This is a genomic window from Funiculus sociatus GB2-C1 (assembly GCF_039962115.1).
In the GTDB taxonomy this organism is placed as follows: domain Bacteria; phylum Cyanobacteriota; class Cyanobacteriia; order Cyanobacteriales; family FACHB-T130; genus Funiculus; species Funiculus sociatus.
This window is the reverse complement of record NZ_JAMPKJ010000046.1, coordinates 1-24,989: the sequence shown is the minus strand read 5'-3', so window position 1 is coordinate 24,989 and position 24,989 is coordinate 1. Positions and strand designations below refer to the sequence as shown.

At 44.7% G+C, this 24,989-nt stretch carries 26 protein-coding genes; 15 read left to right on the top strand and 11 right to left on the bottom strand.

From position 1 onward, the window contains the following. Positions 1 to 376: 376 nt before the first annotated feature. From NDI42_RS19590 to NDI42_RS19580, 3 genes are all read left to right on the top strand, one after another. On the top strand, positions 377 to 562 hold the full coding sequence (locus NDI42_RS19590) for a hypothetical protein (protein WP_190457263.1): 186 nt from the start codon (positions 377 to 379) through the stop codon (positions 560 to 562). A gap of 279 nt (positions 563 to 841) precedes the next feature. Then, complete coding sequence (locus tag NDI42_RS19585; protein ID WP_190457261.1) at positions 842 to 1,228, top strand: hypothetical protein; 387 nt, start codon at positions 842 to 844, stop codon at positions 1,226 to 1,228. Positions 1,229 to 1,471: 243 nt separating this feature from the next. Next, positions 1,472 to 1,804 carry a hypothetical protein gene (locus tag NDI42_RS19580; RefSeq protein ID WP_190457259.1) on the top strand — a complete coding sequence of 111 codons (333 nt, stop codon included), beginning with the start codon at positions 1,472 to 1,474 and terminating at the stop codon, positions 1,802 to 1,804. Positions 1,805 to 1,832: 28 nt separating this feature from the next. Here NDI42_RS19580 and NDI42_RS19575 read toward each other — a convergent pair whose 3' ends face one another. The 6 genes from NDI42_RS19575 to mnmG form a co-directional block, all read right to left on the bottom strand. Beyond that, the gene (locus NDI42_RS19575) at positions 1,833 to 2,150 is read right to left on the bottom strand and encodes a hypothetical protein (protein WP_190457257.1); all 318 of its coding nucleotides are present in this window, start codon (positions 2,148 to 2,150) and stop codon (positions 1,833 to 1,835) included. 78 nt (positions 2,151 to 2,228) lie between these two features. Continuing rightward, complete coding sequence (locus tag NDI42_RS19570; RefSeq protein ID WP_190457255.1) at positions 2,229 to 3,647, bottom strand: radical SAM protein; 1,419 nt, start codon at positions 3,645 to 3,647, stop codon at positions 2,229 to 2,231. Between the two features lie 72 nt (positions 3,648 to 3,719). Next, positions 3,720 to 4,475, bottom strand: coding sequence for a prolipoprotein diacylglyceryl transferase (locus NDI42_RS19565; RefSeq protein WP_190457253.1), 756 nt, complete (start codon positions 4,473 to 4,475; stop codon positions 3,720 to 3,722). A gap of 47 nt (positions 4,476 to 4,522) precedes the next feature. Beyond that, entirely contained in the window at positions 4,523 to 5,104 is a 582-nt protein-coding gene (locus tag NDI42_RS19560; protein WP_190457251.1) for a TIGR04376 family protein, read from the bottom strand. Between the two features lie 118 nt (positions 5,105 to 5,222). Continuing rightward, positions 5,223 to 6,527 carry a hypothetical protein gene (locus NDI42_RS19555; protein ID WP_190457249.1) on the bottom strand — a complete coding sequence of 435 codons (1,305 nt, stop codon included), beginning with the start codon at positions 6,525 to 6,527 and terminating at the stop codon, positions 5,223 to 5,225. 331 nt (positions 6,528 to 6,858) lie between these two features. After that, positions 6,859 to 8,775, bottom strand: a complete 1,917-nt coding sequence (mnmG, locus tag NDI42_RS19550) for a tRNA uridine-5-carboxymethylaminomethyl(34) synthesis enzyme MnmG (RefSeq protein WP_190457247.1) — start codon at positions 8,773 to 8,775, stop codon at positions 6,859 to 6,861. A gap of 264 nt (positions 8,776 to 9,039) precedes the next feature. Between mnmG and NDI42_RS19545 the strand changes: the two genes are divergently transcribed. Together NDI42_RS19545 and NDI42_RS19540 are read left to right on the top strand one after the other, a co-directional pair. Next, positions 9,040 to 9,927: a hypothetical protein gene (locus tag NDI42_RS19545; RefSeq protein WP_190457244.1), complete on the top strand. Its 888-nt coding sequence runs from the start codon at positions 9,040 to 9,042 to the stop codon at positions 9,925 to 9,927. A 446-nt stretch (positions 9,928 to 10,373) separates the two neighbouring features. Then, on the top strand, positions 10,374 to 10,679 hold the full coding sequence (locus NDI42_RS19540; RefSeq protein ID WP_190457242.1) for a hypothetical protein: 306 nt from the start codon (positions 10,374 to 10,376) through the stop codon (positions 10,677 to 10,679). Between the two features lie 123 nt (positions 10,680 to 10,802). Here the strand turns inward: NDI42_RS19540 and NDI42_RS19535 are convergent, their stop codons facing one another. Continuing rightward, positions 10,803 to 11,057, bottom strand: coding sequence for a hypothetical protein (locus tag NDI42_RS19535; protein WP_348231458.1), 255 nt, complete (start codon positions 11,055 to 11,057; stop codon positions 10,803 to 10,805). Positions 11,058 to 11,110: 53 nt separating this feature from the next. Between NDI42_RS19535 and psbB the strand changes: the two genes are divergently transcribed. From psbB to NDI42_RS19505, 6 genes are all read left to right on the top strand, one after another. Next, positions 11,111 to 12,640 carry a photosystem II chlorophyll-binding protein CP47 gene (psbB, locus tag NDI42_RS19530; protein WP_190457240.1) on the top strand — a complete coding sequence of 510 codons (1,530 nt, stop codon included), beginning with the start codon at positions 11,111 to 11,113 and terminating at the stop codon, positions 12,638 to 12,640. A gap of 115 nt (positions 12,641 to 12,755) precedes the next feature. Further along, positions 12,756 to 12,851: a photosystem II reaction center protein T gene (locus NDI42_RS19525; protein WP_190420256.1), complete on the top strand. Its 96-nt coding sequence runs from the start codon at positions 12,756 to 12,758 to the stop codon at positions 12,849 to 12,851. Positions 12,852 to 13,056: 205 nt separating this feature from the next. Then, the gene (nrdR, locus tag NDI42_RS19520) at positions 13,057 to 13,620 is read left to right on the top strand and encodes a transcriptional regulator NrdR (RefSeq protein ID WP_190457238.1); all 564 of its coding nucleotides are present in this window, start codon (positions 13,057 to 13,059) and stop codon (positions 13,618 to 13,620) included. Between the two features lie 94 nt (positions 13,621 to 13,714). Further along, on the top strand, positions 13,715 to 14,551 hold the full coding sequence (locus tag NDI42_RS19515) for a S1 RNA-binding domain-containing protein (RefSeq protein ID WP_199311269.1): 837 nt from the start codon (positions 13,715 to 13,717) through the stop codon (positions 14,549 to 14,551). Positions 14,552 to 14,927: 376 nt separating this feature from the next. Next, the gene (locus NDI42_RS19510) at positions 14,928 to 16,163 is read left to right on the top strand and encodes a 30S ribosomal protein S1 (RefSeq protein ID WP_190457236.1); all 1,236 of its coding nucleotides are present in this window, start codon (positions 14,928 to 14,930) and stop codon (positions 16,161 to 16,163) included. A gap of 126 nt (positions 16,164 to 16,289) precedes the next feature. Continuing rightward, positions 16,290 to 17,033: an HAD family hydrolase gene (locus NDI42_RS19505; protein WP_190457234.1), complete on the top strand. Its 744-nt coding sequence runs from the start codon at positions 16,290 to 16,292 to the stop codon at positions 17,031 to 17,033. Positions 17,034 to 17,086: 53 nt separating this feature from the next. Here NDI42_RS19505 and NDI42_RS19500 read toward each other — a convergent pair whose 3' ends face one another. Continuing rightward, a complete protein-coding gene (locus NDI42_RS19500; RefSeq protein ID WP_190457297.1) occupies positions 17,087 to 17,833 on the bottom strand; it encodes a Uma2 family endonuclease in 747 nt (248 codons plus the stop codon). A 518-nt stretch (positions 17,834 to 18,351) separates the two neighbouring features. On the opposite strand from NDI42_RS19500, the gene NDI42_RS19495 reads away from it, so the two are divergent. The 3 genes from NDI42_RS19495 (at position 18,352) to NDI42_RS19485 (ending at position 20,733) form a co-directional block, all read left to right on the top strand. Then, positions 18,352 to 18,708, top strand: a complete 357-nt coding sequence (locus NDI42_RS19495) for a hypothetical protein (protein ID WP_190457232.1) — start codon at positions 18,352 to 18,354, stop codon at positions 18,706 to 18,708. A 239-nt stretch (positions 18,709 to 18,947) separates the two neighbouring features. Then, a complete protein-coding gene (gene metK, locus NDI42_RS19490) occupies positions 18,948 to 20,207 on the top strand; it encodes a methionine adenosyltransferase (RefSeq protein WP_190457230.1) in 1,260 nt (419 codons plus the stop codon). A 220-nt stretch (positions 20,208 to 20,427) separates the two neighbouring features. Next, positions 20,428 to 20,733: a YkvA family protein gene (locus NDI42_RS19485; protein WP_348231457.1), complete on the top strand. Its 306-nt coding sequence runs from the start codon at positions 20,428 to 20,430 to the stop codon at positions 20,731 to 20,733. 68 nt (positions 20,734 to 20,801) lie between these two features. Here the strand turns inward: NDI42_RS19485 and NDI42_RS19480 are convergent, their stop codons facing one another. Continuing rightward, on the bottom strand, positions 20,802 to 21,542 hold the full coding sequence (locus NDI42_RS19480) for an SIMPL domain-containing protein (protein ID WP_190457228.1): 741 nt from the start codon (positions 21,540 to 21,542) through the stop codon (positions 20,802 to 20,804). Positions 21,543 to 21,841: 299 nt separating this feature from the next. Beyond that, positions 21,842 to 22,894 (bottom strand): J domain-containing protein, encoded by a 1,053-nt coding sequence (locus NDI42_RS19475; protein WP_190457226.1) that lies wholly within the window; start codon positions 22,892 to 22,894, stop codon positions 21,842 to 21,844. A 424-nt stretch (positions 22,895 to 23,318) separates the two neighbouring features. Here NDI42_RS19475 and NDI42_RS19470 point away from each other — a divergent pair, with 424 nt between their 5' ends. Next, positions 23,319 to 24,341, top strand: a complete 1,023-nt coding sequence (locus NDI42_RS19470; protein ID WP_190457295.1) for a spore photoproduct lyase family protein — start codon at positions 23,319 to 23,321, stop codon at positions 24,339 to 24,341. A gap of 322 nt (positions 24,342 to 24,663) precedes the next feature. On the opposite strand, the gene NDI42_RS19465 is transcribed toward NDI42_RS19470, so the two are convergent. Continuing rightward, the coding region (locus NDI42_RS19465) for a peptide-methionine (S)-S-oxide reductase (RefSeq protein ID WP_190457224.1) at positions 24,664 to 24,989 on the bottom strand (326 nt) is incomplete at its 5' end.

Sequence of the window (24,989 nt, the reverse complement as noted above, 5' to 3'; positions counted from 1 at the left end):
CTTACTTTAGCTTTACATTAAATATATTATTCTGGCATTAGTATGATTACTTAAATATTTCCCTCTGGTGTTACTAGCTATATAGCAATCCTAAATGATTCGTGAAGGCGAGATCCCCGACTTCTTTAAGAAGTCGGGGATCTGAACCCCAGACATCTCACAACTCAAATAGGATGGCTATATTGCATTAGCAATTTCCGCACCAGTCCTTTTCCATTGACACAATTTAATTTTGATAATAAAACTTACATCTGCTCTTGAAACTGTTCATCCGAACCGATGACAGTCTTGTGCTTATACCGCTGTTTTTCAAGGCTGCGCGTGCAAGCTTAGACTGCTTGTAATACCTCAATATCTGAAATTAAAAAAGAGAATTATGCTATTAAACCGCAGCATTGTCAAACAATTATTGCTGTTCTTTACACCATTAGTAACTAGCTTAAGCGTCGCCGCCTCGCCTAGTTTAGCTGCTACTCTTGCCTTTTCCAGCGGGACGTTAGTCATTAATAACTACAGCCAAAATCCTGACGTTGCTAAGACTTCCACTGATACTAATACTTGAGTAAATGCAAAACATGGTTCAGTGGATGCTTTTGCTGATGCTGAAGCAATTTTTTCGGACGAGCCACTTTTCTCATTTAATACATCTCTAAGCGAATTTTCCGGAACAGGTAGAATATACAGAGGTAATGCTAAAAGTCAGGTGGGAATTGTCGAGGAATTTTTGATAAGAAAGAATTAATTTTTTTCTTTTAATTTTATCGCTTATTTAATTTTATTAACCTCAACTGATACTTCTCCCAGTGAGGTTACACGTGCTGATAGAAAAATATCTTTTTCCTTGTTCTATATCACAAACCGTAAGCAGCCTGTCCTCTTAGATTCTTTTAGCATATTGGCTGGTTTAAGAAATCTATCAGATAAGTTTTTTAGTACCGAAAAAAAAACATACGTCAGCTTTGATTTAGAAGATAAGGTTCTGGATAATAGTTTAGAAGGAGAAAAACTTGTTAGTGGTTCTGTTGTGGGTAATTATTCGCGTAATTTCGCTAACAAAACCCGTTTAAAGTTAATAGGAAACCAGCTAAATTATGCCGAAGTTAAAGCTCCTGAACCTTCCGGCAATCTAGCTTTAAGCTGCGTCGGGTTGCTAAGTATGGTGGGAATTAGGTCAAAACGGAGAAAGCAAGTTTCCGAAAGAGATGCTTTGCGATCGCAGGCTAATTAAACTCACGCAACTCACAACCTGTCAAGGTTTCAGCGGTTATAATTCCTTTTTAGTGTTTTAATTATCATTTTCTAAAAAAATGATAACCATTGCCTATGGAGGGAACAGCAGGGAAGACATCATTTTGGCGGTTCATGGAGCCTGGTAAGAAAGATTAGGATGAAGCTCCCCATTGTCCTTGAATGATGCAAAATATCAGTTTAAATAGAGATAGAAATTTCGATACAGCGTTGGGTTACAAGCATGAGAGTGTGGCTGGTTAGTTTTGTGGTGCTGTTTGGCTTGGCAGAAATGTACCAGTGGGCAAAACAGTTTACGCTGCCGTTACCCGTGTATATTTTGGGTGGGGCATTTTTAGCGATCGCATCCAACTTGGACAAACGCGGTCTCCTTCCGTTCCAGCAGACAGAGGACCCTACACTGGCTGCAATTAAAAACGAAACACCGCCAGTGGTATCTCCAGTCAATAGCCAATCTCAGCCAAATTCTACGACGCGATCGCGTCAATCAGTTTCTTTCAAAATTGAGAAGACAGCGAGAGATGCCATAAAAAGCAGCCGCCAGTCAACAAAGTGATAACTTCTGATTAGTATAATTTTAAAATTTACAGCGTTCCTGAGTACAACAATAAAAAGCAGCCACCATTCAATAAAGCGGTGATAACTGCACTGATAATCACCCCTTTCATCAATCCCCATCGTTGTTGCCGTTTCAGCCAAAAAACAAGTGGAATTACATACAAAGTTTGAAATAAGCCAATGTAAAAGACTGAAATAAACGCAATTGGTTGAAAAAAATATAAATCGCCAAATCTTCCCGCTATGTATGCAATTAATGCCACTATAGCAATTACTGTAATATGTATTACCAATAGTAGTAAGAAACCTAAAACTATCTGTAAACCTTCATTTCTTGGTCGCATTTGCTTTTATTTAAAATAGTGTTTGTTTCTGTTTCAAAAATGTTAATACTCGCTTCTAGAGTTAGGTACTTGATACATTCAGGCTAAACGGTTATTAACTAAGTGATGCCCAGCGCTACCCTCGCGGTAAAACATATTAAAAGTATCAAATGGAATAATCCTACCATCAGGATGCACAATGTGAATGCAGGAACGCTTCACAGAACGGACATCGAAGTTAAAGGAGTCGAGAAATTGTACAATCATTACCCGAAATATATTTTCGTAGGTAATACTTTCTGGAACAGGTAACATCGGTAAACAACACAGCAATTGTTTTAAAGATGTTGCCGAAGATGCGGGTGAATGGCTAGTGGAAAATAAATCAAAAATATTACGCTTCAGCTCATCATTCTGCTCGTAAAGAACAGAATTGGGCATCATTTTCACAAAGGTATTTGGCTCAAAAAGCCCAGTTAAGGGTATCACTTTGCCCTTAACTTTTAGCGCATAAGCCATCGCTAAACAGTCTGGATGACAAGGAACTGGGAGAATATCTTCTGGTTTGAAATAGGGACTCTGCTGTAAAATTGAGCGGCGGACTTCTGTAAGAGTGTAGCGATCGCGTTCATGCTCAAATCCTTCCAAACGTCCTGCTGCTTGGATTGGTTGAAAGGTGACACCCCGGACGCATTTCTGCTGCAAGGCGTATTCAATAATTTTGCCGATTTCGCCGTCATTTAGCCCTTTTTTGAGGGTAACGACCAGCGTTGTTGAGATGTTAAACTCATTGAGGTGAGCGATCGCATTCTGACGAACTTCTCGCAAATCTGCCCCGCGCAACTCCTCCAACGCCGCAGCCTCAAAGCTATCAAATTGCAGATAAACTTCAATTCCAGGCATATATTGGCTTAAGCGCTCGCAAAAATTTCGGTCTTTAGCAATTCTGACACCATTGGTATTAATCATTAAGTGTCGAATTGGCTTACTTTTGGCAATATCCAGAATTTTAAAAAACTCTGGATGAATCGTTGGTTCACCTCCGCTAATTTGGACAATTTGAGGTTCTCCCTCATTCGCCACTACCGCATCTAACATCATTTCAATTTGCTCTAAACTGCGGTGGCGACGATATTGATTAGAATTTTGAAAAATCTCTTCTGTACCTGAATCGGCATAACAAATTGGACAGGAAAGATTGCATCTGTCCGTCACTTCTACTAAAGTCAAACAACTATGCTGTTCGTGATCTGGGCAAAGTCCGCAGTCATAAGGACAGCCATATTTTATTGGGGTATTAAATTTGAGCGGCATATCCCCAGGCTTGATAAATTCCAGGGATTGTTTGTAATATTCAATATCATCGGCAATTAAAACTTCTTGATGTCCGTGAGTTGGACAGTGTTTAACCAAATAAACACAATCGTCTCGAAAGATAATCTTTGCTTCGACTTTGACGAGACATTTAGAGCAAACGCTGTTAGTCAAGGCATAGAAAAGATAGTTTCGAGTAGGCATATAATATAATTTAAAGAGTTTTTTCTGGTTCTTAGGGTGGATGGGGAGAGAACTTGGAAGAAAATGTTTAACCTACCAAGTATTCGCAGTCCGATTAAAATGGAACATTTGGGGAATACTACGGTGATAATATAACAGTCCCAGCAAACAAGCAATCTGAATAGCACTTAGCCCGAAGATGGGATGAAAATCTGGCTTAAGGAAATCAATTAGCAGGCGAAAGCTTAGATATGCCACCATATAGAACTTAAATAAATCGCCTTCTTGCCGATGGTAGCGGCTGCGGATTTTTAAAAATATAATTAAAATAAACAAAAATATAATTTCATAAATTTGAGTGGGATGTCGAAGAATGCGATCGCCAAAATCGACCCCCCAAGGTAAATTAGTGGCAATGCCATAAGTGCGATCGCTTAATCCTGTCAAAAAACAACCAATACGTCCTACCGCTGTTCCCACAATCAACGGATAAACAAAAACATCCCCTGTTGAGCGATTTACACCGATAATTTTTTTGGTTATTTCCACACCAATCAGTCCGCCCAAAAGCGCTCCTACAACAGTTTTGCCCTGAAGTAAAAGTAAAAATAATTGTTGCCAATTTGAAAAAAGTAAATCAATATGCTGTAGTAAAACCAGCAGCTTCGCACCAACTAGCGCCCCCACTAAGCCACCGACAATTACCGAACTGCGTTGCGTGGGTGCGATAGAATCTTTTCGAGAATTTTTGATTAATAAACGGAAAGCGATCGCATAAGCCAAAGACTCAAACAAAATATGAGGATGAATCCTCACCGACCCCAGCCACAAATAAACCGGAAAAGTCATAATTTTTGGCTAATGGCTAATGACTAATGGCTAATTGTTACAAGCCATTACCTATTTCCAATATTTCGCTTTAGCTGATCTAGCTCATCGTCCATTTCCCAACGCTTAAATTTATCGTCTAATAAGTCTGGCCCACTTTTGATATTGCCCTTGTAACTTTGACTCCAGCCAGTCGTTGCTGAGCGCTGCTGAGTTTGAGTATTCGCACGCGCCGCCTCAGCTTGGACTGCTTTAGTGTGAACTTCCTGTCGGCGCTGCTGGATCTGACGCTGTAGCTGCTTCGCTTGCTCTTTGCGCTGTTTCAGCCCTTGCATCTGTCCCCAAAGCTGATTTCCTTGACGTAGCAAAGCGGCTTCTCGCTCTTGAGCAGGCTCGGCTAAATCAAGCCTGTTAGCCGCTTTTGCCTTTTCAATCCGAATATGCCAGCGCTGGACTTCTTGTGCAGTTGAGAGAATTTCATCCTGTAATTTCTGTTCTTGCAGATTCAGGTCTGCGATCAGCCTTAGGGCATCTTCTTCTTGTTCCCGCAGCTGTTCCTCTAGCGCCTGTAACTCTAGATGGGGATTATTTCGCAAAAATTCTTCTAATCGGGTTTCCAGAAATCGGTTGAAATCGTCAAATAGACCCACTGCAAAAACTCCCACGCTTCTCAGTTAAAAAGGCAATCATGTAAAAGGCTCTCATGCAAAAAAGAATTATGCACTTTTTCTTTTGCAATTAGCTATTAGCCATTAGCAATATACTAATTCAAAACTTCTGCCCTACATAAATTGAGCGAACTTCTCCATTGCGTCGGATGATGGCTTCCTGATTGTCTACGGAGACCAAAGTCCAGCCACTGGAGCCAATATTTTCCCCCACTTGGAGACGCTTGGTAACGCCATTGATACTAAATAGGGCAGCCGAGCGATTGCCCAATTCCAGAACTCCTACAAGCGTGTGTATAGCCTCTGCTACTGATGTAGGCGCGGTGGCGGCTGAGAGTTCCGGTAGTGCTGAGGGCGGCGGTGGTGGCGGAAGTTGAGGTTGAGGTATTGTGGCAGCCACCGGAGGTTTAGGGGCAGGCGCAGGACGCATCGGGGGCGCAGACTTGGCTGGCGCTGCCAAACGCATTGGCGGCGGTGTCAAACGCATTGGCGATGTCAGGCTGACTGGCGGCACCAGACGGGCTTGAGGTTTAGGGCGGGCTGGCGGTGCCGGACGGACTGACGGTACAGGAAGGATTTGCGGCACCGGACGGATTGGACGGCTTGGCAGTGCCGGAGCGAGCTGGGGACGTCCTAGGGGCGCAATACTTTGTAACCCTAAGCCTGTCCCTGATGTACCCAGATGGTTTGAGGGGGATGGATAGATGGGGATATAGACTCTTTCCATAACCGAGGATCGGTTAGCTCCTCCAGCATTGCCAGGGACATCAGAAACCGACGGCAGATTATTTGTCGGTGGCACGTTAGCCCTTGTCGCATTTTGTTTGTTGGCTTCTGCCTTGCGCTCGATTGATTCGAGCGATCGCTCCATATAGTTAACAAATTGCTCATCTACCTTAGGCTGAGCCTCTTGGGTTACTTGTGCAGCCGGTATTTCACGCGAAAATAGCCACTTGAGTCTATCCTGAGAAGCCGCCCATAGCAGCACAGTCACCAAGACCGATGCCAAGGCAAATCCGAACAGCAATTTATCAAAAGATTGACTCTTACCACTCTTTTCGCTCTCTTCGGGTTCAACATCCTCCACCCTGACATCAATCGCGACAGGCATTTGCACAATACTACGCGGTGTGTTGTCTTGCTGCCGTGGTGGTAGGAGATCGTGAGGCGGTACCCACGTTGGGGGCAGAGTTGCTTGCGGAACTTTTACAGGCTGTAACGAGACATATTCTGTGGACGGCTGTTCTGGAGGCGATACGCTTCCGCCCTCCAGCACCCGGTCGATGTCTGCAAACAAATCGTCCATTAAATGATCGGCATAGGCTTCAACCGACCAGGGTTTGATAGAACTGGAATTGGCTAATGCCTCTGATTCCCTCTGGTTATTGCTGACATCCTGAGACATGGATTGCTGCTCACTTTCGTGCCTAGACTGAATTAACGATAAGCCTTAAAGCAATTAATAGCGCTTACGTTGGTGAAAAATTTCTTTATTTGGGAGATCCTACCCTAAGGCAGTCAGTTGTAGATGTTCCCTGACTCACCAGTTTCGCCCAAGGCTAACTTAGAAAGTTTATACCAATTTTTGATTGGGTGACTAGAAATTGGCGAATTAAGTCATTAGTTATTGGTTATGGAAACGTTCCCAGGTTGGGTAGGGATTCTCGGTAGAATAAATTCCTGTACCAAGAATCCCTACCGCAACGGGCGACCTCAAATGGGTACATTTCAAGGGACTACTGTCCCCTAGCCAAACTCATTTGTCTTGAACGCAGTTCCAGATATATCAGCAAAGCGTTGATATCAGCGGGGTTTACGCCGCCAATTCGCGCCGCTTGACCAATAGTTAGGGGTTTCACCTGCGAGAGCTTTTCGCGAGACTCTTTCGAGAGAGTTTCAATTGCCGCATAATCTAGATCCGGCGGCAACTGGCGGTTAGCGTGACGGCTTACTTGGTCAATTTGGTACTGCTGACGCTGGAGATAGCCAGAGTATTTGATATCAATTTCTGCGCCTTCTCTTTCGGGTTGGTCTAGACTGGGGTTTCCGAGTCCGTAGCGATCTAAGTCAACATAGTGGAAACCTGGACGGCGCAGCAACTCAGCTAGGGTAATTGAGCCTTTGATGGTTTGTCCGGCGTTGGATGCGATCGCAATCCCAATCTCCTCATGTTCCTTCACCCGCGTCGAGTGTAACCGTTCCTTCTCCGCCACAATATTTGCTTGCTTGTCTTGGAACAACGAGAATCGACGATCATCAATTAAGCCAATTTCCCTTCCCAACGGTGTGAGACGCTGATCCGCATTATCCGAGCGCAGTAATAATCTATACTCAGAGCGCGAAGTTAGCACTCGATAAGGTTCCCGCAAATCTTTGGTACACAAGTCATCAACCAACGTACCGATGTAACTTTGTTCGCGGGGGAAAACTATCATTTCCTGATGCTGCACATACCGTGACGCATTAATTCCCGCCACAATTCCCTGAGCAGCAGCTTCTTCATAACCTGTTGTTCCGTTGATTTGCCCAGCCGAGAACAATCCCTCAATCTTCTTTGTCATTAGTGTGGGATAACACTGAGTCGCGGGTAAATAATCATACTCCACAGCATAGGCTGGACGCAGCATCACGCAATTTTCCAAACCGGGGAGACTTCGCAACATTTGTAACTGCAAATTTTCCGGCAAACCCGTAGAAAACCCTTGGATATACAGTTCTGGAATATCCCGCCCTTCCGGTTCAATAAAAATCTGGTGGCTTTCCTTATCGGCAAAGCGGACAATCTTATCTTCAATACTCGGACAATAACGCGGCCCCTTGGCATCCACCCAGCCGCCGTATACTGGCGACAAGTGCAGATTTTCGCGAATTATCCGATGAGTTTCAGGTGTCGTCCGGGTAAGATAACAAGGCATTTGCTCCCGTTCCACCCAAACTGCCGGGTCAAAGCTGAACCACCGCACCTCCTCATCACCAGGCTGGGGTTCCAGATTAGTATAATCTAGCGATCGCTTATCAACCCGTGCCGGGGTTCCCGTCTTCAGTCGCCCAGTTTCAAAACCCAATTTATTCAACGTTTCCGTCAACCCAACGGCGGCAAATTCCCCCGCCCGTCCCGCTGACATCGACTTATTACCAACCCAAATTTTACCGCCCAAAAACGTTCCAGTTGTCAGCACCACCGCCTTACACTGGAACCCAACGCCAAAGTAAGTTTCGACACCAATAACTTCATCATTGGCACCAAGCACCAAATCTGTGACCATACTTTCGCGAATTGTCAAGTTTTCCTGGTTCTCGACAATCCCCTTCATCACAGCCGCATATTCCCGCTTATCGGTCTGCGCCCGCAATGCCCAAACCGCAGGGCCTCTGGAGTTGTTCAGCACCCGCTTTTGTAAGTAGGTGCGGTCTGCCATTTTGCCAATTTCCCCGCCCAGCGCATCGACTTCATGAGTTAGCTGTGACTTAGCGGGCCCTCCCACGGCTGGGTTACAAGGTTGCCAAGCAATTTTGTCTAGGTTGAGTGTCAGCAGCAGCGTCCGACAGCCGAGGCGTGCTGTAGCAAGCGCAGCTTCGCATCCGGCGTGTCCGGCACCAACAACAATTACATCAAAAGCATCTTGAAATTCAACAGTCGAATTGATGGCCATTCCTCAACCTAAGCAGTAATTACTTATATTCAATCCTAGCGAAGTTATAGTCTTGGTTGCATGGCATTTCAGCAACCCATTCCCAAACAGGTCGGAACGTAGAAGTTTTCTGGCACGACTCGATGATTTACGATATCGGGTTATCAGCTTAACCATACTATTTTTGCAAATTGCGTTTAAAAATGAACTGTTCGCCATGACCTCTGGACAGTATATCTGCTGTAAGTTTTAACAGACAAATTTAACCCTCACTGGAGCAGTAAAATGAAGTTTGTTTTAGCTTCTAACATTTTAGAACACCCCGGATTTCCAGATTTTATCAGTGCTGCCATCGCTGCTTATCCTGATATCAATTTTTTGGTGGCTGGCGACTTATTAAATATTTTTCCCGAACCAGGCGAAAATTTAGAAGGCTCTATTTTTTACCAGTTGTACGGTGATTTAATATTTGAAGGAATGGATAACTTGGTAAACAGCCATTTTCGTGATATTCATAATTCTCTATTTATTGAACCCTTAAGAAATATGTTTTTATTAACAGGTAATCGGTTTCCGGAAGCAAAAAATATAGCTTGGCAACGATACAAAAAACTTTTTGCCAACTTAGAGGCATCACTTGAGAATAGCCACCTATACTTCATTCCTGGCAATATGGATTACCCATCTCTCAGCGGAGATTTGACAATCAATTCGCCCCGGCTTCACCAAATTGATAATGACGTTTTTGAAAAAGACGGCATTCGTATAGGTGGAATAGGCGGTGTTCCTAACACTGTTCATCCCTTCAAGGGGGTTGTTGAAATTTCACCTTACGAAATGGCTGAATCCGAATACGAGAAAAGACTTAATCAACTTTGGGGAGTAGATATTTTAATTACTCACGTTTCCCCGGAAGAATTTCCTGTACTAAGAAATTTTTTAATAGAAAGCCCCTTGCAACTGCTGATTTGCCGCGCCCCATTCAACTTTCGACACAAGAGCGATTATCGAGGCAAACTTGAATTTCAGGCTATTGGTGATAAATATGTTATTAAGGTTCGTCCATTCGATTACCCTGAAAACAAGGCATATGTAATTGATATTGTGCCTGGAAAAATTACTCCTCTATTGCTTGAGGTTTTCAGTTGGCGAGCTTCTATGTCTGGAGTTTAATTGAATGGAAATACTGCCAGTGAGTGGCTGCTCCCCTTAATATATTGCCTAGTCGCCCAACGCCAACTTGCTAGACAATTCTTTTAAAGAAAATGCTCTAAGTTAACTCTTGTATGCTTTCCCCAACCGAAGCCAAGCTGAAAAGCGATCGCTATCTCAAAACCTTCAGTGCAACTATAGCGACAGGCAATAAATTATAAGTAAAACTTATCGTATTTTCGGGTTAGCAGGGTGATCGCGATCGCTGCTAGGTGCCAAAAGTGGTATTTCATGGTAATTTCAATCTCTAGATGGGTTCAAGGCGATCGCTTCAATGCTTAGCTTTCACCTCGTCAAAGCTATAAGTTATATCATGCCAGACACCAAAATAAAGCGGAATGGTATAAATAACGATAAATAACAAGTTTCTTTCAAGAGAAGGCCTATATAAAGAAAAAAGAAAATTTGTGAAGTATTTTTTCCTTTCTGATGGATGGACTGTAGGTAGGGTGTGGGAGTTCGGCGGCTTGTGGAACGAAAATTCCTGGCGACGAAAACCCGAAATTCAGCAAACGAACCTTTGCATCTTCGAGCAAGGGGAAAAACTATGGCTGTACCGGGTGGAAGAAGCTGTTCTCATGGTCGAAGTCAGACCCCTAGATGATGCCTCGTCTGACTCAGCCAGTAAGAATATTGGTCAAGTTGTGTTAAAACGCCTCATCAGCGCCGAGGATGCCATTGAGCGATTGAACACAGCATTGACTCCGCAGTAATTTAGTTGCAAAGACGTTCAGGGAGAAGCACCGCACCCGAAAAAGTACAATAAACAGCGAGATTCTAACTGCCAACCTGCTTGCATTGGATTCTAACAATAGTTACACTTCTTTAAATGGTAATTAACCTCGGTCTTCCGGGCTAGGGATGGCGTGAACCTGATATGAGAATACAAACTGTTGAATCATATCTGCCGAGGTAAAACGTAAATTACGCAGAACTCTCAGGTTCTTTTGAAAAGCGACATCGCTCTTCGAGAGCGCCAAGAGTAGCCCAGATAAACTTTCATTTTCAGCAAAAGCTGGCGCTGCTGTCCCAACATCTTGCTGAAGAGTTTCTTTGCAAGGCTTGTGGCAAAAAAAGGCGAAATCCAGCACATTAAAAAAGAAGCGTCGTAGACACTTAATCTATCTGAGGAGGAGCGTAGTCAATGGGACTACCCTGGTACCGAGTACATACAGTTGTTCTGAATGATCCAGGACGATTGATTGCAGTACACCTAATGCACACTGCCCTCGTGGCAGGCTGGGCTGGTTCGATGGCTTTGTACGAACTAGCAATTTTTGACCCCAGCGACCCCATACTTAACCCCATGTGGCGGCAGGGTATGTTTGTGATGCCCTTCATGGCTCGCCTGGGTGTAACCCAATCCTGGGGTGGTTGGAGCATCACTGGTGGCCCAGCAAACAACCCTGGTTTCTGGTCATTTGAAGGCGTTGCTGCCGCTCATATCGTTCTTTCCGGTCTGCTGTTCCTAGCTGCCTGCTGGCACTGGGTTTACTGGGATTTGGAACTCTTTAGAGATCCGCGCACTGGCGAACCAGCTCTTGACTTGCCAAAAATGTTTGGCATTCACCTGTTCTTGTCTGGTCTTCTCTGCTTTGGTTTCGGTGCATTCCACCTTTCGGGGCTATTTGGCCCTGGTATGTGGGTTTCTGACCCCTACGGTTTAACTGGCAGCGTCCAACCTGTGGCACCGGAATGGGGGCCTGCTGGGTTTAACCCGTTCAACGCTGGCGGCGTGGTCGCGCACCATATCGCGGCGGGTGTTGTTGGCATCATCGCTGGTTTGTTCCACCTAAGTGTTCGACCACCAGAGCGACTTTACAAAGCGCTACGAATGGGGAACATTGAAACCGTACTTTCAAGCAGTATTGCCGCCGTATTTTTTGCCGCCTTCGTGGTGGCGGGTACGATGTGGTACGGCAGTGCCACTACTCCGATTGAACTATTTGGCCCTACCCGCTATCAGTGGGACAGCGGTTATTTCCAGCAGGAAATTGACCGTCGGATTCAAGAATCTGTGGCTGAAGGGAATAGTGCTACTGAAGCTTGGTCAGAAATTCCTGAGAAGCTGGCTTTCTACGATTATGTGGGTAACAGCCCCGCTAAGGGTGGCTTGTTCCGCACAGGTCAAATGAATAAGGGAGATGGCATAGCTCAAGCTTGGCTAGGTCATCCGCTATTCAAAGATTCAGAAGGTAGGGAATTGACAGTGCGTCGTTTGCCCAACTTCTTTGAAACATTCCCAGTGATTTTGACCGATAAAGACGGTGTGCTTCGCGCCGATATTCCGTTCCGTCGGGCAGAATCGAAAAATAGCTTTGAGCAAGTTGGTGTAACTGCTACCTTCTACGGTGGCGCTTTGGCAGGGAAAACTTTTGATGACCCAGCCAAAGTTAAGCAGTTTGCTCGGAAAGCTCAATTGGGTGAGCCGTTTGAATTTGACCGCGAAACCCTGAATTCTGACGGTGTGTTCCGCACCAGTCCTCGTGGCTGGTTCACCTTCGGACACGCTGTATTTGCTCTGTTGTTCTTCTTCGGTCACTTGTGGCATGGTTCTCGGACTCTGTTCCGCGACGTGTTTGCCGGGGTCGAGGCAGATTTGGAAGAGCAGGTCGAGTGGGGTCTGTTCCAGAAACTGGGTGACAAGAGTACCCGTAAGAAGGAAGTAGTCTAGTAAGGTAAAAGGAAAAAGGCAAAAATAAAGATTCTTTTTATTTTTGCCTTTTTCCTTTTTACTTTTGACTTAGTTGGTAGACTGGTAGTAAAGCTGATAATCAGGAAATTGTGACATGGAAGCTGCTGCTTATATCTTGGTTTTAGCCCTGGCATTGGGTACGCTATTCTTTGCGATCGCATTTCGCGAACCGCCTCGGATTCAAAAGTAAGCGATCGCGTTTGATGAGTGCGATCGTCACAACTTAATATAATTTGGGAGATCCACTGAGCCGCAATTGTCCCAACCGTCGTATTTCACGACAGTTGAAGACAAACAACGGCTCAGTTTCTCCCATTTTAGGTATTTTAACTCTTTCAAATCCAAGTTTATTGCTTCCTCACGCTCATCTACCCAGCCAGCGAGGACTCTTAAAAATGCAATGTCCTTTATGTCAGCACACCGATAGCCGCGTCCTTGAGTCGCGTTCCACAGAAGCTGGACAAAGTATCCGGCGACGGCGCGAGTGTTTGAAGTGCAATCATCGTTTCACCACTTACGAACGCATTGAATTTGTTCCGATTACCGTCATTAAGCGGGGAGGTCAACGGGACTCTTTTGACCGTTCCAAGTTAGTGCGGGGAATTGTTCGCGCTTGCGAAAAAACGGGTATTCCTCAAGGACAGCTAGAAGTTTTGGTCGATGAGATTGAAGCTGAATTACAACAACGCATCATCAGAGAAGTCACCAGTCAAGAAATTGGTGAATTGGTTCTCCAGCGTCTGCAAACTCTCAGCGAAGTCGCCTATGTCCGCTTTGCATCTGTCTATCGGAAATTTCAAGGTATCCGCGATTTTGTAGATACTTTGAATCACCTCGAAAGTTACAGCAGTCGCCAGTCAGAAGCCTCTGAAGTCACAAATACTGCCGCAAATAATCAACTTTCCTTACTTGAGTTTGATGAAACCGAAAACCAAGCTTCTTTGGTGATTGGTCATTAGTAATTGCCTAATAGCTTTTGAATACTTCGTGACTGACCATTGACAAAAATGCTATGGTATGAGTTAGATATGCGGTAGTTACAGCCGAACATTTTTGAACTCAAATTTATCTAGCTTGAGTCCGGGCGACATTGTAATTGGTAAAGTCATCAGTTTGGAGCCGGGAGGCGCTTTAATTGACATTGGCGCTCCAACAGCTATTTTTCTCCCAATTCGGGAAATGTCAATTAATGAAATTGACTCTCCAGAAGAAGTCTTGCAGGTAAATGAAGCCCGCGAATTCTTGATTATAAATAACTACGATATAGAGGGGAATTTGATGCTTTCCCTCTCCCTTCGACAGCTAGAGAAAAAGCTGGCTTGGGAACGAGTGCGTCAAATGCAAGCCGAAAACGCCACGGTGTACGCGAGAGTTATTGAAGCTCAGCGATACAGCATATTGGTAGAGATTGAAGGGTTGTGCGGCACAATTTACAATTATTACCTTTGTAGCCGTAAACTCAACGAACAGTTAATTGGAGAAGAACTGTTTATAAAGATTTTGAAGGTGGATGAACACCTTAACCGTCTGCTTGTCAGCTATAGTGGAGCCTTGGCTCTTGACGAGCAGATAAAGCATCTGAAAGTAGGTCAAGTAGTTGTCGGTACGGTTGCTATAGTTAAGCCTTTTGGTGCATGGATTGATATTGGGGACATTTGCGGTCTGCTACGTATTCCTGAAATTTCCCATGCTCATTTAGATACGCCTCATAGTGTTTTCAAGGTCAATGACGAAGTGAAGGCAATGATTCTTGATGTGGATACTGAAAGGAGTTTGATATCACTCTCAACAAAAGCACTGGAACCAGAACCAGGGGATATGCTGAAAAATCCTCAGAAAGTCTATGAAAAGGCTGAGGAAATGGCGGCAAAGTACCAAATTAGTTATTAGACTTCTTACAAAAGCCCTGAACTAAAATTTGGGGCTTCGTAGCTAAAGTCATCGTCACGATTCCTGGCTAAATGTTTATTTCAAGAGCCATGAATGCAAGAAGTCTATTAGTCATGTGTGTTGGGTTTCCTATCTCAACCCAACGGGAGCAGATTCAAGGTTATTAGTCATTCGGCTGATAATTAATCAATAATAACGTTAGAAGGAGTCCATTTTGGGTTATAATGGTCTGTCTGGACACTCACTCGTATCTAAAAATCTCATACAATAAGGTTGGCGAGAGAGCAATGTAGGTGTAAACAGCACGAGGCTTTCCGTGCGCGTACATCCGCAGGAGGCACAGTTAATACGGAGATAACTACCAGGAAACATTCGCATGGTCAATCAGAAAACAACCGCTACAGCAGATATTGGCTTTTCTCACGAAGATTTTGCGGCCCTACTCGATAAATATGACTATCACTTTAATCCCGGTGATATAGTCGCCGGAACCGTGTTCAGTTTGGAGCCAAGGGGCGCTCTGATTGACATTGGCGCTAAAACAGCTGCTTATATTCCGATTCAGGAAATGTCAATCAACCGTGTTGACGCTCCCGAAGAGGTGTTGCAGTCGAACGAGACGCGGGAATTCTTTATTCTGACTGACGAGAATGAAGATGGACAGCTAACTCTTTCTATCCGACGCATTGAGTATATGCGTGCATGGGAGCGGGTAAGGCAGTTGCAGACAGAAGATGCTACAGTGCGATCGCTTGTCTTTGCGACAAATAGAGGTGGCGCGCTGGTGCGGATTGAAGGCTTGCGCGGTTTTATCCCTGGTTCTCACATCAGCACTCGCAAACCTAAAGAAGATTTGGTAGGAGAAGAACTACCGCTAAAATTTTTAGAGGTAGACGAAGACCGCAACCGTCTGGTGTTATCGCATCGACGGGCGCTGGTTGAGCGTAAGATGAACCGCTTGGAAGTCGGCGAAGTCGTTATCGGTGCAGTCCGAGGCATCAAGCCTTACGGTGCATTCATCGATATTGGCGGTGTCAGCGGTCTATTGCACATTTCGGAGATTTCCCACGACCACATCGACACTCCACACAGTGTCTTCAATGTCAATGATGAAGTGAAAGTGATGATCATTGACTTGGATGCTGAACGAGGACGCATTTCGCTGTCCACCAAGCAGCTAGAGCCAGAGCCTGGGGACATGATCAAGAACCGCGATCGCGTCTATGATATGGCTGAAGAAATGGCAGCTAAGTATCGAGAGCAGATGCGAGCTAAGCAACAAGGTGCAACTGCCGTGGCTGCTCCTACGGACGATGACGTTCCTGCTGCTATCGACGACGACGACGTTCCTTCTGCTATGGAGGACGCCGAAGTTCCTCCTGCTATTGAAGACGACGCTCCTGTTGCTATGGAGGACGACGCTCCTGCTGCTATGGAGGACGCCGACGTTCCTGCTGCTACTGAGGACGAAGCTCCTGCTGCTATTATGGAGGACGCCGAAGTTCCTACTGCTACTGACGACGCTCCTGCTGCTATGGAGGACGACGTTCCTGCTGCTATTGAGGACGCCGTTCCTGAAGATGAGCTGCAACCAGCTACACAAGAAGATTAATTTTGTTAGTAGTCAACAGTTTGTTGCTTGTTAGAACTGACTAATGACGCCTGACTAATGACCAATGACCAAAGAGGGAAATTCCCTCTTTTTTTATGGGAGTTTTTTGTGAATTTGGAGGGGCAAATGGTAACAATTCGCTGTAAGGATGCCACATTTGAGAATATCCAGGCTGTGATTTTTGACAAAGACGGCACCCTGGAAGATTCCGAGTCATTTTTAAGAAACCTTGGACAAAAGCGATCGCGTATCATTGATGCCCAAATTCCCGGTATTGGAGATCCCTTGTTAATGGCATTTGGCATCAATGGGGATAAACTCGATCCTACCGGGTTAATGGCTGTTGGCAGTTCTCTGGAAAATGAAATAGCCGCCGCCGCGTATATTGCTGAAACTGGACGGGGGTGGTTGGAGTCAAGAGCGATCGCTCGTCGCGCCTTTGAAGAATCCGACCAATTTCTTAAAGATGCTGCGCCTTCCCCTCTATTTGTCGGTTCTCTGGAAGTGTTGCAATTTCTCTTCTTAGCTGGCTTAAAATTAGGCATTCTCTCAGCTGCCACCACTTCACGAGTTAAAGCATTTGTCAAGCGACATCAGCTGAGCGATTACATCCAGCTAGAGATGGGAGGTGATGAAGATTACAGTAAACCAGATCCAGCATTATTTTTGCAAGCTTGCCAGAGACTGGGAGTAGAACCGGGTGCGACTTTGATGGTGGGAGATTCTGCGGGTGATATCCAGATGGCGCGAGAAGCGGGTGCTGCGGGTTGTATTGGTATTTGTTGGGGAAAACCAGAGGCGGTGCATCTAGAAACAGCAGATGTAGCAATTTCGCAACTTGATGAAATTCAAATTTTAGCTAATAGCTAATCCAATCATGGCTAATTTGGAAGAACTGCTGTGAGCAATTAGCCATGATTTGATTAGTTATCAGACAATTCCCCAAAGCGATCGCGATAACGAGCAAGTAGGTTTTCCATTTCAGCAAGCTGTTGTTGAGCTTCTTCCCGCTGTTGGCGTTCTTGTTCAGCGCGAAGACGTTCTTGTTCAGCGCGTTCCTCCGCCTCCTGTCGTCTTTGAGTTTCCTGCTGTAACGCCTGCGCTAGCTCATCGGGAATCAACAACTTTTCCCCAGTATCTTCTCGATAAAAACCGATAATTTTCCCTTCTACTGCTAAACGCAATTGTAAGGGTTCGCTGCGATTATCTGTAATTGGCTCATAAATTTCGCCTCGCAAACGATAGCCGCGCAACTTTTCTTCTATCCATTCGCCTCTGGGGTCAAATTGCCAGTATTCTTTGACTTCCAACTGCTCGTATAAAGTTTTTTTCAAACTTTCATCTTGTTGTCTTGTTCCGGGGGAAGTCATCTCGAAAATTACAACTGGAACTTGACCTTCTTCCCATATTTTATAGTTATCTCGTCCCCCTGGTGCCACATCGAAAATCACCATCACATCCGGAGCTACTCGTAGTTTAGGAAAGCCTTGCGAATAGTAAAGAAACTGGTCTGCTAGCACAGTCGCTTGACGAAGAGCTAGATATTGTTTCAAAACTTCCAACGTTGTCAAAATTGCGTATAGATGATCGTAGGTTTCTGCCAATGGTTCACCGTCTGAACTAGGGTAGAATATTTCGGCGGATTGGGTTTTGGGTAATATAGCTGTCATGGTCGCACCGTGAGGCATGATTAATTTATTTTAATTTACCAAAGCGTAAACGATTATTGTAATACTATGTTTTTTTCTGTGGCTTCCAGAAAAAAGTACGCGGTCGCGCTCACCAAAGGTAAATAAAAATACTGAATATTTACAAAATTAATAATTTTCTATGTCGTGCTAAAACTGTGTAACAAATGTAAGACAGTGCAGCTACATTCAATTAACTGTGATAATTACCTTATTACTAACAGCTTTTTTATTATTAGCAATATTTAATACAGTAAAAGCTCAATCTATAATCTCAGCCTTAGATGGCTCTAGGATGATTGTCACTCCAAATGGAAACACCATTGATATTACTGGCGGCATATTTTAAAAATAAAGAGAATTTATTTCCCAGCTTTCAGGAATTTGGAAGATCACCAAATTAGATAAATACCCTTTTTAGAAAACCAAATATTGGCAACATTTTAGTAACTCGGCAACTTTGCTGCTTGAGCCTAAGAGTATTTTTTGTAAGCTGTGCAGTGTCAAGGGTTTTCATTCAGATGGGCGATATTGCGATCGCATCCAGAGTAGGGCAATATAATTCACAAGAAGTCCCCAGCGCGATCGCTGCTTTAATGAATTCTAGTAATGGCAGCCTGAAAGTCGCCCTGTCAGACAACGCTGGCACTAATGACCAACAAATCAATTTCAGTCCACAGTTGTTTGATAAAGATGAGTTCCAGCAACAGCTAACTACCTTGGTTCGCTTTTGGATTGGGGAAGAATATCTCCCGCTGCTGAAATTGGGCGTGACAACCGTTGACGGGAAAACTGTAGGCATCGTTGAAGTAAAAAAATCTCCTACTCCAGTCTTCATCAAAAATTCACAAAGCTAAGATTTTTTTTATATTTGGGAGAGAGAAGGCACTCGCGCCCTTAGCCCATCTGAAGCTGGGCCTTACATCCAGCTAAATCGGCAATTGTGAAAAAATCATAATTGAGGCAAATCTTTAAACAGTAATAGTCACCCTTAGAGCGATCGCATCTAAATCAGGTTATGATCGCAGGTTAAAATAGCTGAACTTATCTCGCCAACTCCGTCAGCAACAGCCACTATCCCAGGGAGGAATTGCCGTTGTCTCGTCGCTACCTGTTTACCTCTGAATCTGTTACCGAAGGCCATCCTGATAAAATCTGCGATCAGATTTCCGACACCATTTTAGATGCGCTACTCGCCCAAGACCCCAAGAGTCGCGTCGCCGCTGAAGTCGTCGTCAACACTGGCTTAGTGCTAATTACTGGTGAAATCACCAGCAAAGCGCAAGTCAATTACGTTGATATTGCCCGGAAAAAAATTGCCGACATTGGCTACACCGATGCCGATAACGGCTTCTCTGCCAACAGTTGTGCAGTTTTAGTGGCTCTGGATGAACAATCTCCAGACATTGCCCAAGGCGTTACTACCGCCCAAGAAACCCGCGAAGAAGCAAGTGATGACGAATTAGACAAAATTGGTGCTGGTGACCAAGGCTTGATGTTCGGCTTCGCCTGCAACGAAACGCCAGAACTGATGCCATTGCCCATCAGTCTCTCTCACCGTATTTCTCGCCGCCTTGCTGCGGTGAGAAAAACCGGGCAGTTGCCTTACCTGCGTCCCGATGGCAAAACTCAAGTCACTGTCATCTACGAAGATGGCAAACCTGTAGGCATTGATACTATCCTGGTTTCCACCCAGCACACAGCCACCATTGGCGACATCACAGAACAAGATGCCGTCCAAGCCAAAATCAAAGAAGACCTTTGGAGTACGGTGGTACTACCCGTTTTTGCCGATATGGAAATCCAGCCAGACGAGGAAACTCGCTTTTTGGTCAATCCTACTGGCAAATTCGTCATCGGTGGCCCCCAGGGAGACTCTGGTCTGACTGGTCGTAAAATCATTGTTGACACCTACGGCGGCTACTCCCGTCACGGCGGCGGTGCTTTCTCTGGCAAAGATCCCACAAAAGTAGACCGTAGTGCAGCTTATGCTTGTCGCTATGCAGCTAAAAATATTGTGGCGGCGGGGTTAGCTGAAAAATGTGAAGTCCAGCTGAGTTATGCTATCGGGGTCGCTCGACCCGTGAGCATTATGGTGGAAACCTTCGGTACTGGGAAGGTGGACGATGACGTGTTGCTGGAATTGGTGAAACAGCATTTTGAACTGCGTCCAGCGGGAATTATCCAAAAATTCAGTTTGTGTCACCTTCCTGGTGAACGCGGCGGTCGTTTCTTCCAAGATGTTGCTGCTTACGGTCACTTTGGACGCACTGATTTAGACTTACCTTGGGAGCGCACCGATAAGGCTGCACTGTTGAAGGAAGCAGCCAGTCAGCCGCTTTCGGCTTCTGTATAGTTGGAAATTTGGGATTTTAGATTTTGAAGGGTTCTTCAAAATCTAAAATCTATCAAGTTGAGAAAAGGTAAAAGGTAGATTTGTTATTCAAATTTACTTTTTACCTTATTACTATTTAATTTCTCTATTTATAGTTACTCAAATGCAGGGATGGCAGCAACAGCTAAAGAAACTGAAAAAAGAAACCTACGCTATCTATTTAGCTTGTAAGGACACAAGAGTGCCTTGGTATGCGAGGTTGTTGGCTGGTTTCGTTGTTGCTTATGCCTTTAGCCCGATAGATTTGATTCCCGATTTTATCCCAATTATCGGCTATCTTGACGATATTATTATCGTGCCAGTGGGAATTTGGCTGGTACTGAAAATGATTCCGCCGACGGTGATGGCTGAGTGTCGGGAAAAAGCAGCTGCTGCGATCGCATCCGATAAACCCACAAATTGGAGCGTTGCTGTTATTATTGTGGCAATCTGGTTTTTGCTGGGGATTGCGATCGCGCTTTGGGTAGCACGCACCCTGAAAAGGTAAGAAGAATCCCACCCTCAACCCCCGATTGGTCAACGGGAAGGGGCTAAGATGTTTTTTTTAGCTAAAGCTTAGTAACGAATTTGCAGAGTGACGGCTGCTTGTACTTCCTGTTCACCACCTACAATTGGGGTATCTGCTAGTTTACTAGGACTTGCTTGTGCATTCTCAGTTGCGATCGCTCGTTGCAATGGCAGAGGCGGATTGGCATCATTAATTTGAATGCTCACAATTTCCCGCTGGTTGAGATTTAAGGCAGTGAGAAGGGCATCAGCTTGCTTTCTGGCATCTTCAGCAGCTTCCTTGATGGCTTCTTTTTGTGCTTGAGCGATCGCGCTTTCTGAAGCTACTAGACTTATACCATTAATCTGCGTTGCACCCACCTTAACAGCGTCATCTAACAGCGTCCCAGCTTTCTGAGTTTCAATCCGAAAGCTAACGTTATTAGTTCCCGAATATCCCTCTATCTTCTGCTGACCATCTTTATAACTATAAACTGGGTTGAGGCTGATACCAGTCGTTTCCAGCTTTTCCACTTCTTTGCGCGACTTCAGCAACGCCACCACCGCAGATGATTTTTCAGCTACCTGCTGTTGCACCTCCTGGGTAGTTTTACCCTGAACCTGAACGCCAAGATTTACTTTCGTCATGGTTGCGGGGATGTTAACATCTCCTTTTCCAGAGACGGTGAGGGTTCTCGGTAATTTATCCGCAGTCGGAACAGCTTGACAGGCGCTTAGACTAAGTACACCCAAAGTTAAAAAGACAATTTTTAACCGATTCCAGCCACTAGAGGAGAGAGAAAGTTTCATAATTAAGAACACAATTGATAGCGTGCTCCTAATCTGGCATTGAATCAGAGAGTAGTAGTTTAGGTTACATTTTTGGAAACTTAATAGTGCTGGGATTGAAAGCTTCGGTTCATCCCCTTCTAGCGGTTACGATATCAGTAACAGTAGCCATCCCTATGTCTAAACAAGAGTATCCTGTTAAGTGCAAATATAAGCCTAGAGGCTAGAAGAACCAAGCCTGCTAACGCAACAATTTTATATTAGCCTGCGTTAACAGGCTTTGTTTGTTTAGCCGTGACTTTAGTCGTGGGACATTTTTACTAAAATTGGATGTTTGTCATTGGTATGCCGAACATCTCCTCTAAGATTTTTTCTTGGATGCTTTGACTCATACTAACTAAACAAGCTGGCCCCCGCAGAAAGTCTTTAATGGTAATTTTTTTATCCCGAAAGTTTTTAACAAAATCCCGAATTTCTTCGATGATTTGCATTTCTTGCTCAACCTGAGCCAACATCTGTGCTAGGGGGTCAATTCCTGCTCGTGTCGCTTGCCGATATTCAGAAACAAGCGCCCCTTCTGGAGTAGTTTTCACCAATCTCAATTCCATTTTGAGGTTTTCATATTGATTTTTTAAAATTAAGTTATGTTGTTCCAGGCTTTGGCATTTTCGGCTCAAATCATCTTCACTTAAATTATCAAGACTCTCTCCCGCTTTATATTGCTGCTCAATCTCTAGCAGTCTCGCCAAATCCCCATCTTGATAGGCTCTGTTAACTTCTTTCATAATTTCCGTGTGGCGCATCTGAGTTTCACTGTCAGCGACCTTATCGGGGTGAAATATTTCTGCTAATTTCAAAAAGGTTTGCCGAATTTTTCTAGAGTCCTCAGTTCTGGCGGTTTCCTGTTGAACAGGGGTCTGATGTTGATGGTAGCTATCTGTATCGTCGCGGGAGTTATCTTCGGAATCGTGGGGTTCAAATAGTTCGTCTAATTCAGGATCATCATCAGATTCGAGAGATTTTGGGCTAATTATCCCCGCCATCTGGAGATTGAGATAAACTTTCAGGATATCTTGCCGAGTTTGCACCCCAAACTTCCTGGTGCTGAGGATTTCATCGAACAGGGCGTGAATTTCTTGCTCAATAGAGGTTAGCTTCTTGAACGCAGGAGTACCCCGATGAAAAATCTCAGTAGCCACTGAGCGCATCTGTTCGACAAAGTTGTTCAGTTCGGTTCGTTTTCGCTTAATTTGCTTCAAGAGCCATTGATGCTCTTTCTCCAAAGCCTCAGTGCGAAAGTGGAGTTCCGAGCGCGCCAATATAGCGCTTGATGAGGGGTTGGGGGTTTGCGGTGCTTGTTTCTTCCGTGGCATTAGACTCTAGGGAATAGTCACAACTTTGTAGATTTTAACTGCCTATACCTGTCGGAAAGGGTGACAGAGAAATTTTTAAGCTAAGAAAAGCTGACAAAATCGATGATTGTGATTCTTGGCTGACAGCAGATTCAGGTTGATTGGCTAACGCTTCTGGAATGGGTTCAGTAGCGAGCTTGTACGCTTGCCAATTTCAATCAGCGTTAGCAGCTTGTGACAAGCACTTATCCATCGGGAAACCTCTACCTATAATGGCGTGAAATCCGCTGTGTGTATGATTGTTGGTTCCATTTGTACTGAGCGACAATAAGGATAGATTGAATGTGGAGAATCGATTTTGTCCTTACCAACTGCGATCGCTAATTCCACCATTTCCAATGACGTTATTTTATCAGAGCCAAGCACCCACAAGGCGCGTTTGTGGATGCCAGAGCGAGTTATATTCACCCCTGCTGCTCTAGATGAACCTTGGGGACAGCAAATCTTATCACGAGTGCGATCGCTCAATCTACCTGTGGAAGAACTTCCTCGCAACCGCCTCACCGGACTGCGGGGGGAAAATGAGCGTGAAACTTACGACATTTCTAAGCGCACCCTGGCAGTTGTAACCGCACCTCCAAGCAGCTTCAAACTCAGTCCCATTCCACCTTCTGCCGATTGGCAGTTCCACATTGCTGAGGGTTGTCCTGCCCATTGTCAATATTGTTATCTAGCAGGTAGCCTTAGCGGGCCACCCGTAATTCGAGTATTTGCCAACCTGCCGCAGATTTTAGATAACTTAGTTAGCTACGAACGTCCCTCTGAGGTGACAACGTTTGAGGTAAGTTGCTACACCGACCCGCTTGGCATTGAACATCTTACAGGTAGTTTAGCCGAGTGCATTCGCTACTTTGGTACTCGCGAAAATGCTCAGCTACGTTGGGTATCTAAGTTTGACGGTGTTTCCGAGTTACTTTCTTTGCCTCATAACGGTCGCACTCGTTGTCGAATCAGCGTGAATGCAGCTTTGATTTCCGGTAAATTTGAGGGCGGTACCGCATCTGTTACTTCCCGGCTGCAAGCATTGCGACGATTAGCTTTGCCTCACTCTCAAGGAGGTGGAGGTTATCCGGTTGGTTTGGTGATTGCGCCAATTATGCCAATTGAAGATTGGGAGTTGCACTACACTCGCTTGTTTGATGATATAAGTGCTGCTTTAGATTTCGACTGCGACTTGACGTTTGAGCTAATTTCTCACCGATTCACTCCCGGCTCGAAGGAGGTGCTGATGCAGTGGTATCCTCATAACAAGCTGGATATGGATGAAGAAAACCGTAGTGTCAAGCGTAATAAATTTGGTGGGATTAAGTACGTTTATGACGCTGACACAATGAAGAAACTCCGCCGCTTTTTTGAGAGCCAGATTGCTAAGCGTTTTCCTGTTGCCAAGATTCTCTACTGGACATAAGCAGCTAAGGTATAGCAATCCTCTTTGATTTGTGAAAGCTACTTTTTTAAACGAACCGCTGAGGTAAAAGAGGACTTAGAGTAAGAGAAAAAAGAGAGTTCATAAATGAATTAGGATTGCAATAGAGGTGAAGCCTCTATTAAGGATAGCTAGGAAGCGAAAAGTATCGTTATTTGCTACATATAGCAATTCTAAATGATTCGTGAACCCCTGTAGGGACACGGCAGTGCCGTGTCCCTACACCAGGGGGAATACTCGTTCACAACTTAAATAGGATTGCTATAGTTGGTCAAAGAAGGGATTAACTATTCTAATTTCCCAGCTAAGAGGCTTCTGAACCTTTCAAATTTCGCCGTTTTTTCGAGAAATATTGCTGATGATATTCCTCTGCTAGGTAGAACTCGTTAGCTGGTTGAATAAACGTCACAATCTGCTTGTCATAGCTGCCCGATTGTTGTAACTTTTCCTTAGAAGCTGTGGCAGCTTTCTCTTGCTCTGGCGTATGGAAGAAAATCACAGAACGGTACTGTTCACCGGGAGCATCCCGGTTTTGCAAGAATATCAAACAGATAGGAGTTCGTTGAGGTAAGCGCAACGTAGTTTGAGCATTTGACTCACATTTTTGGCTAACCACTGCGCTCCAGAAAT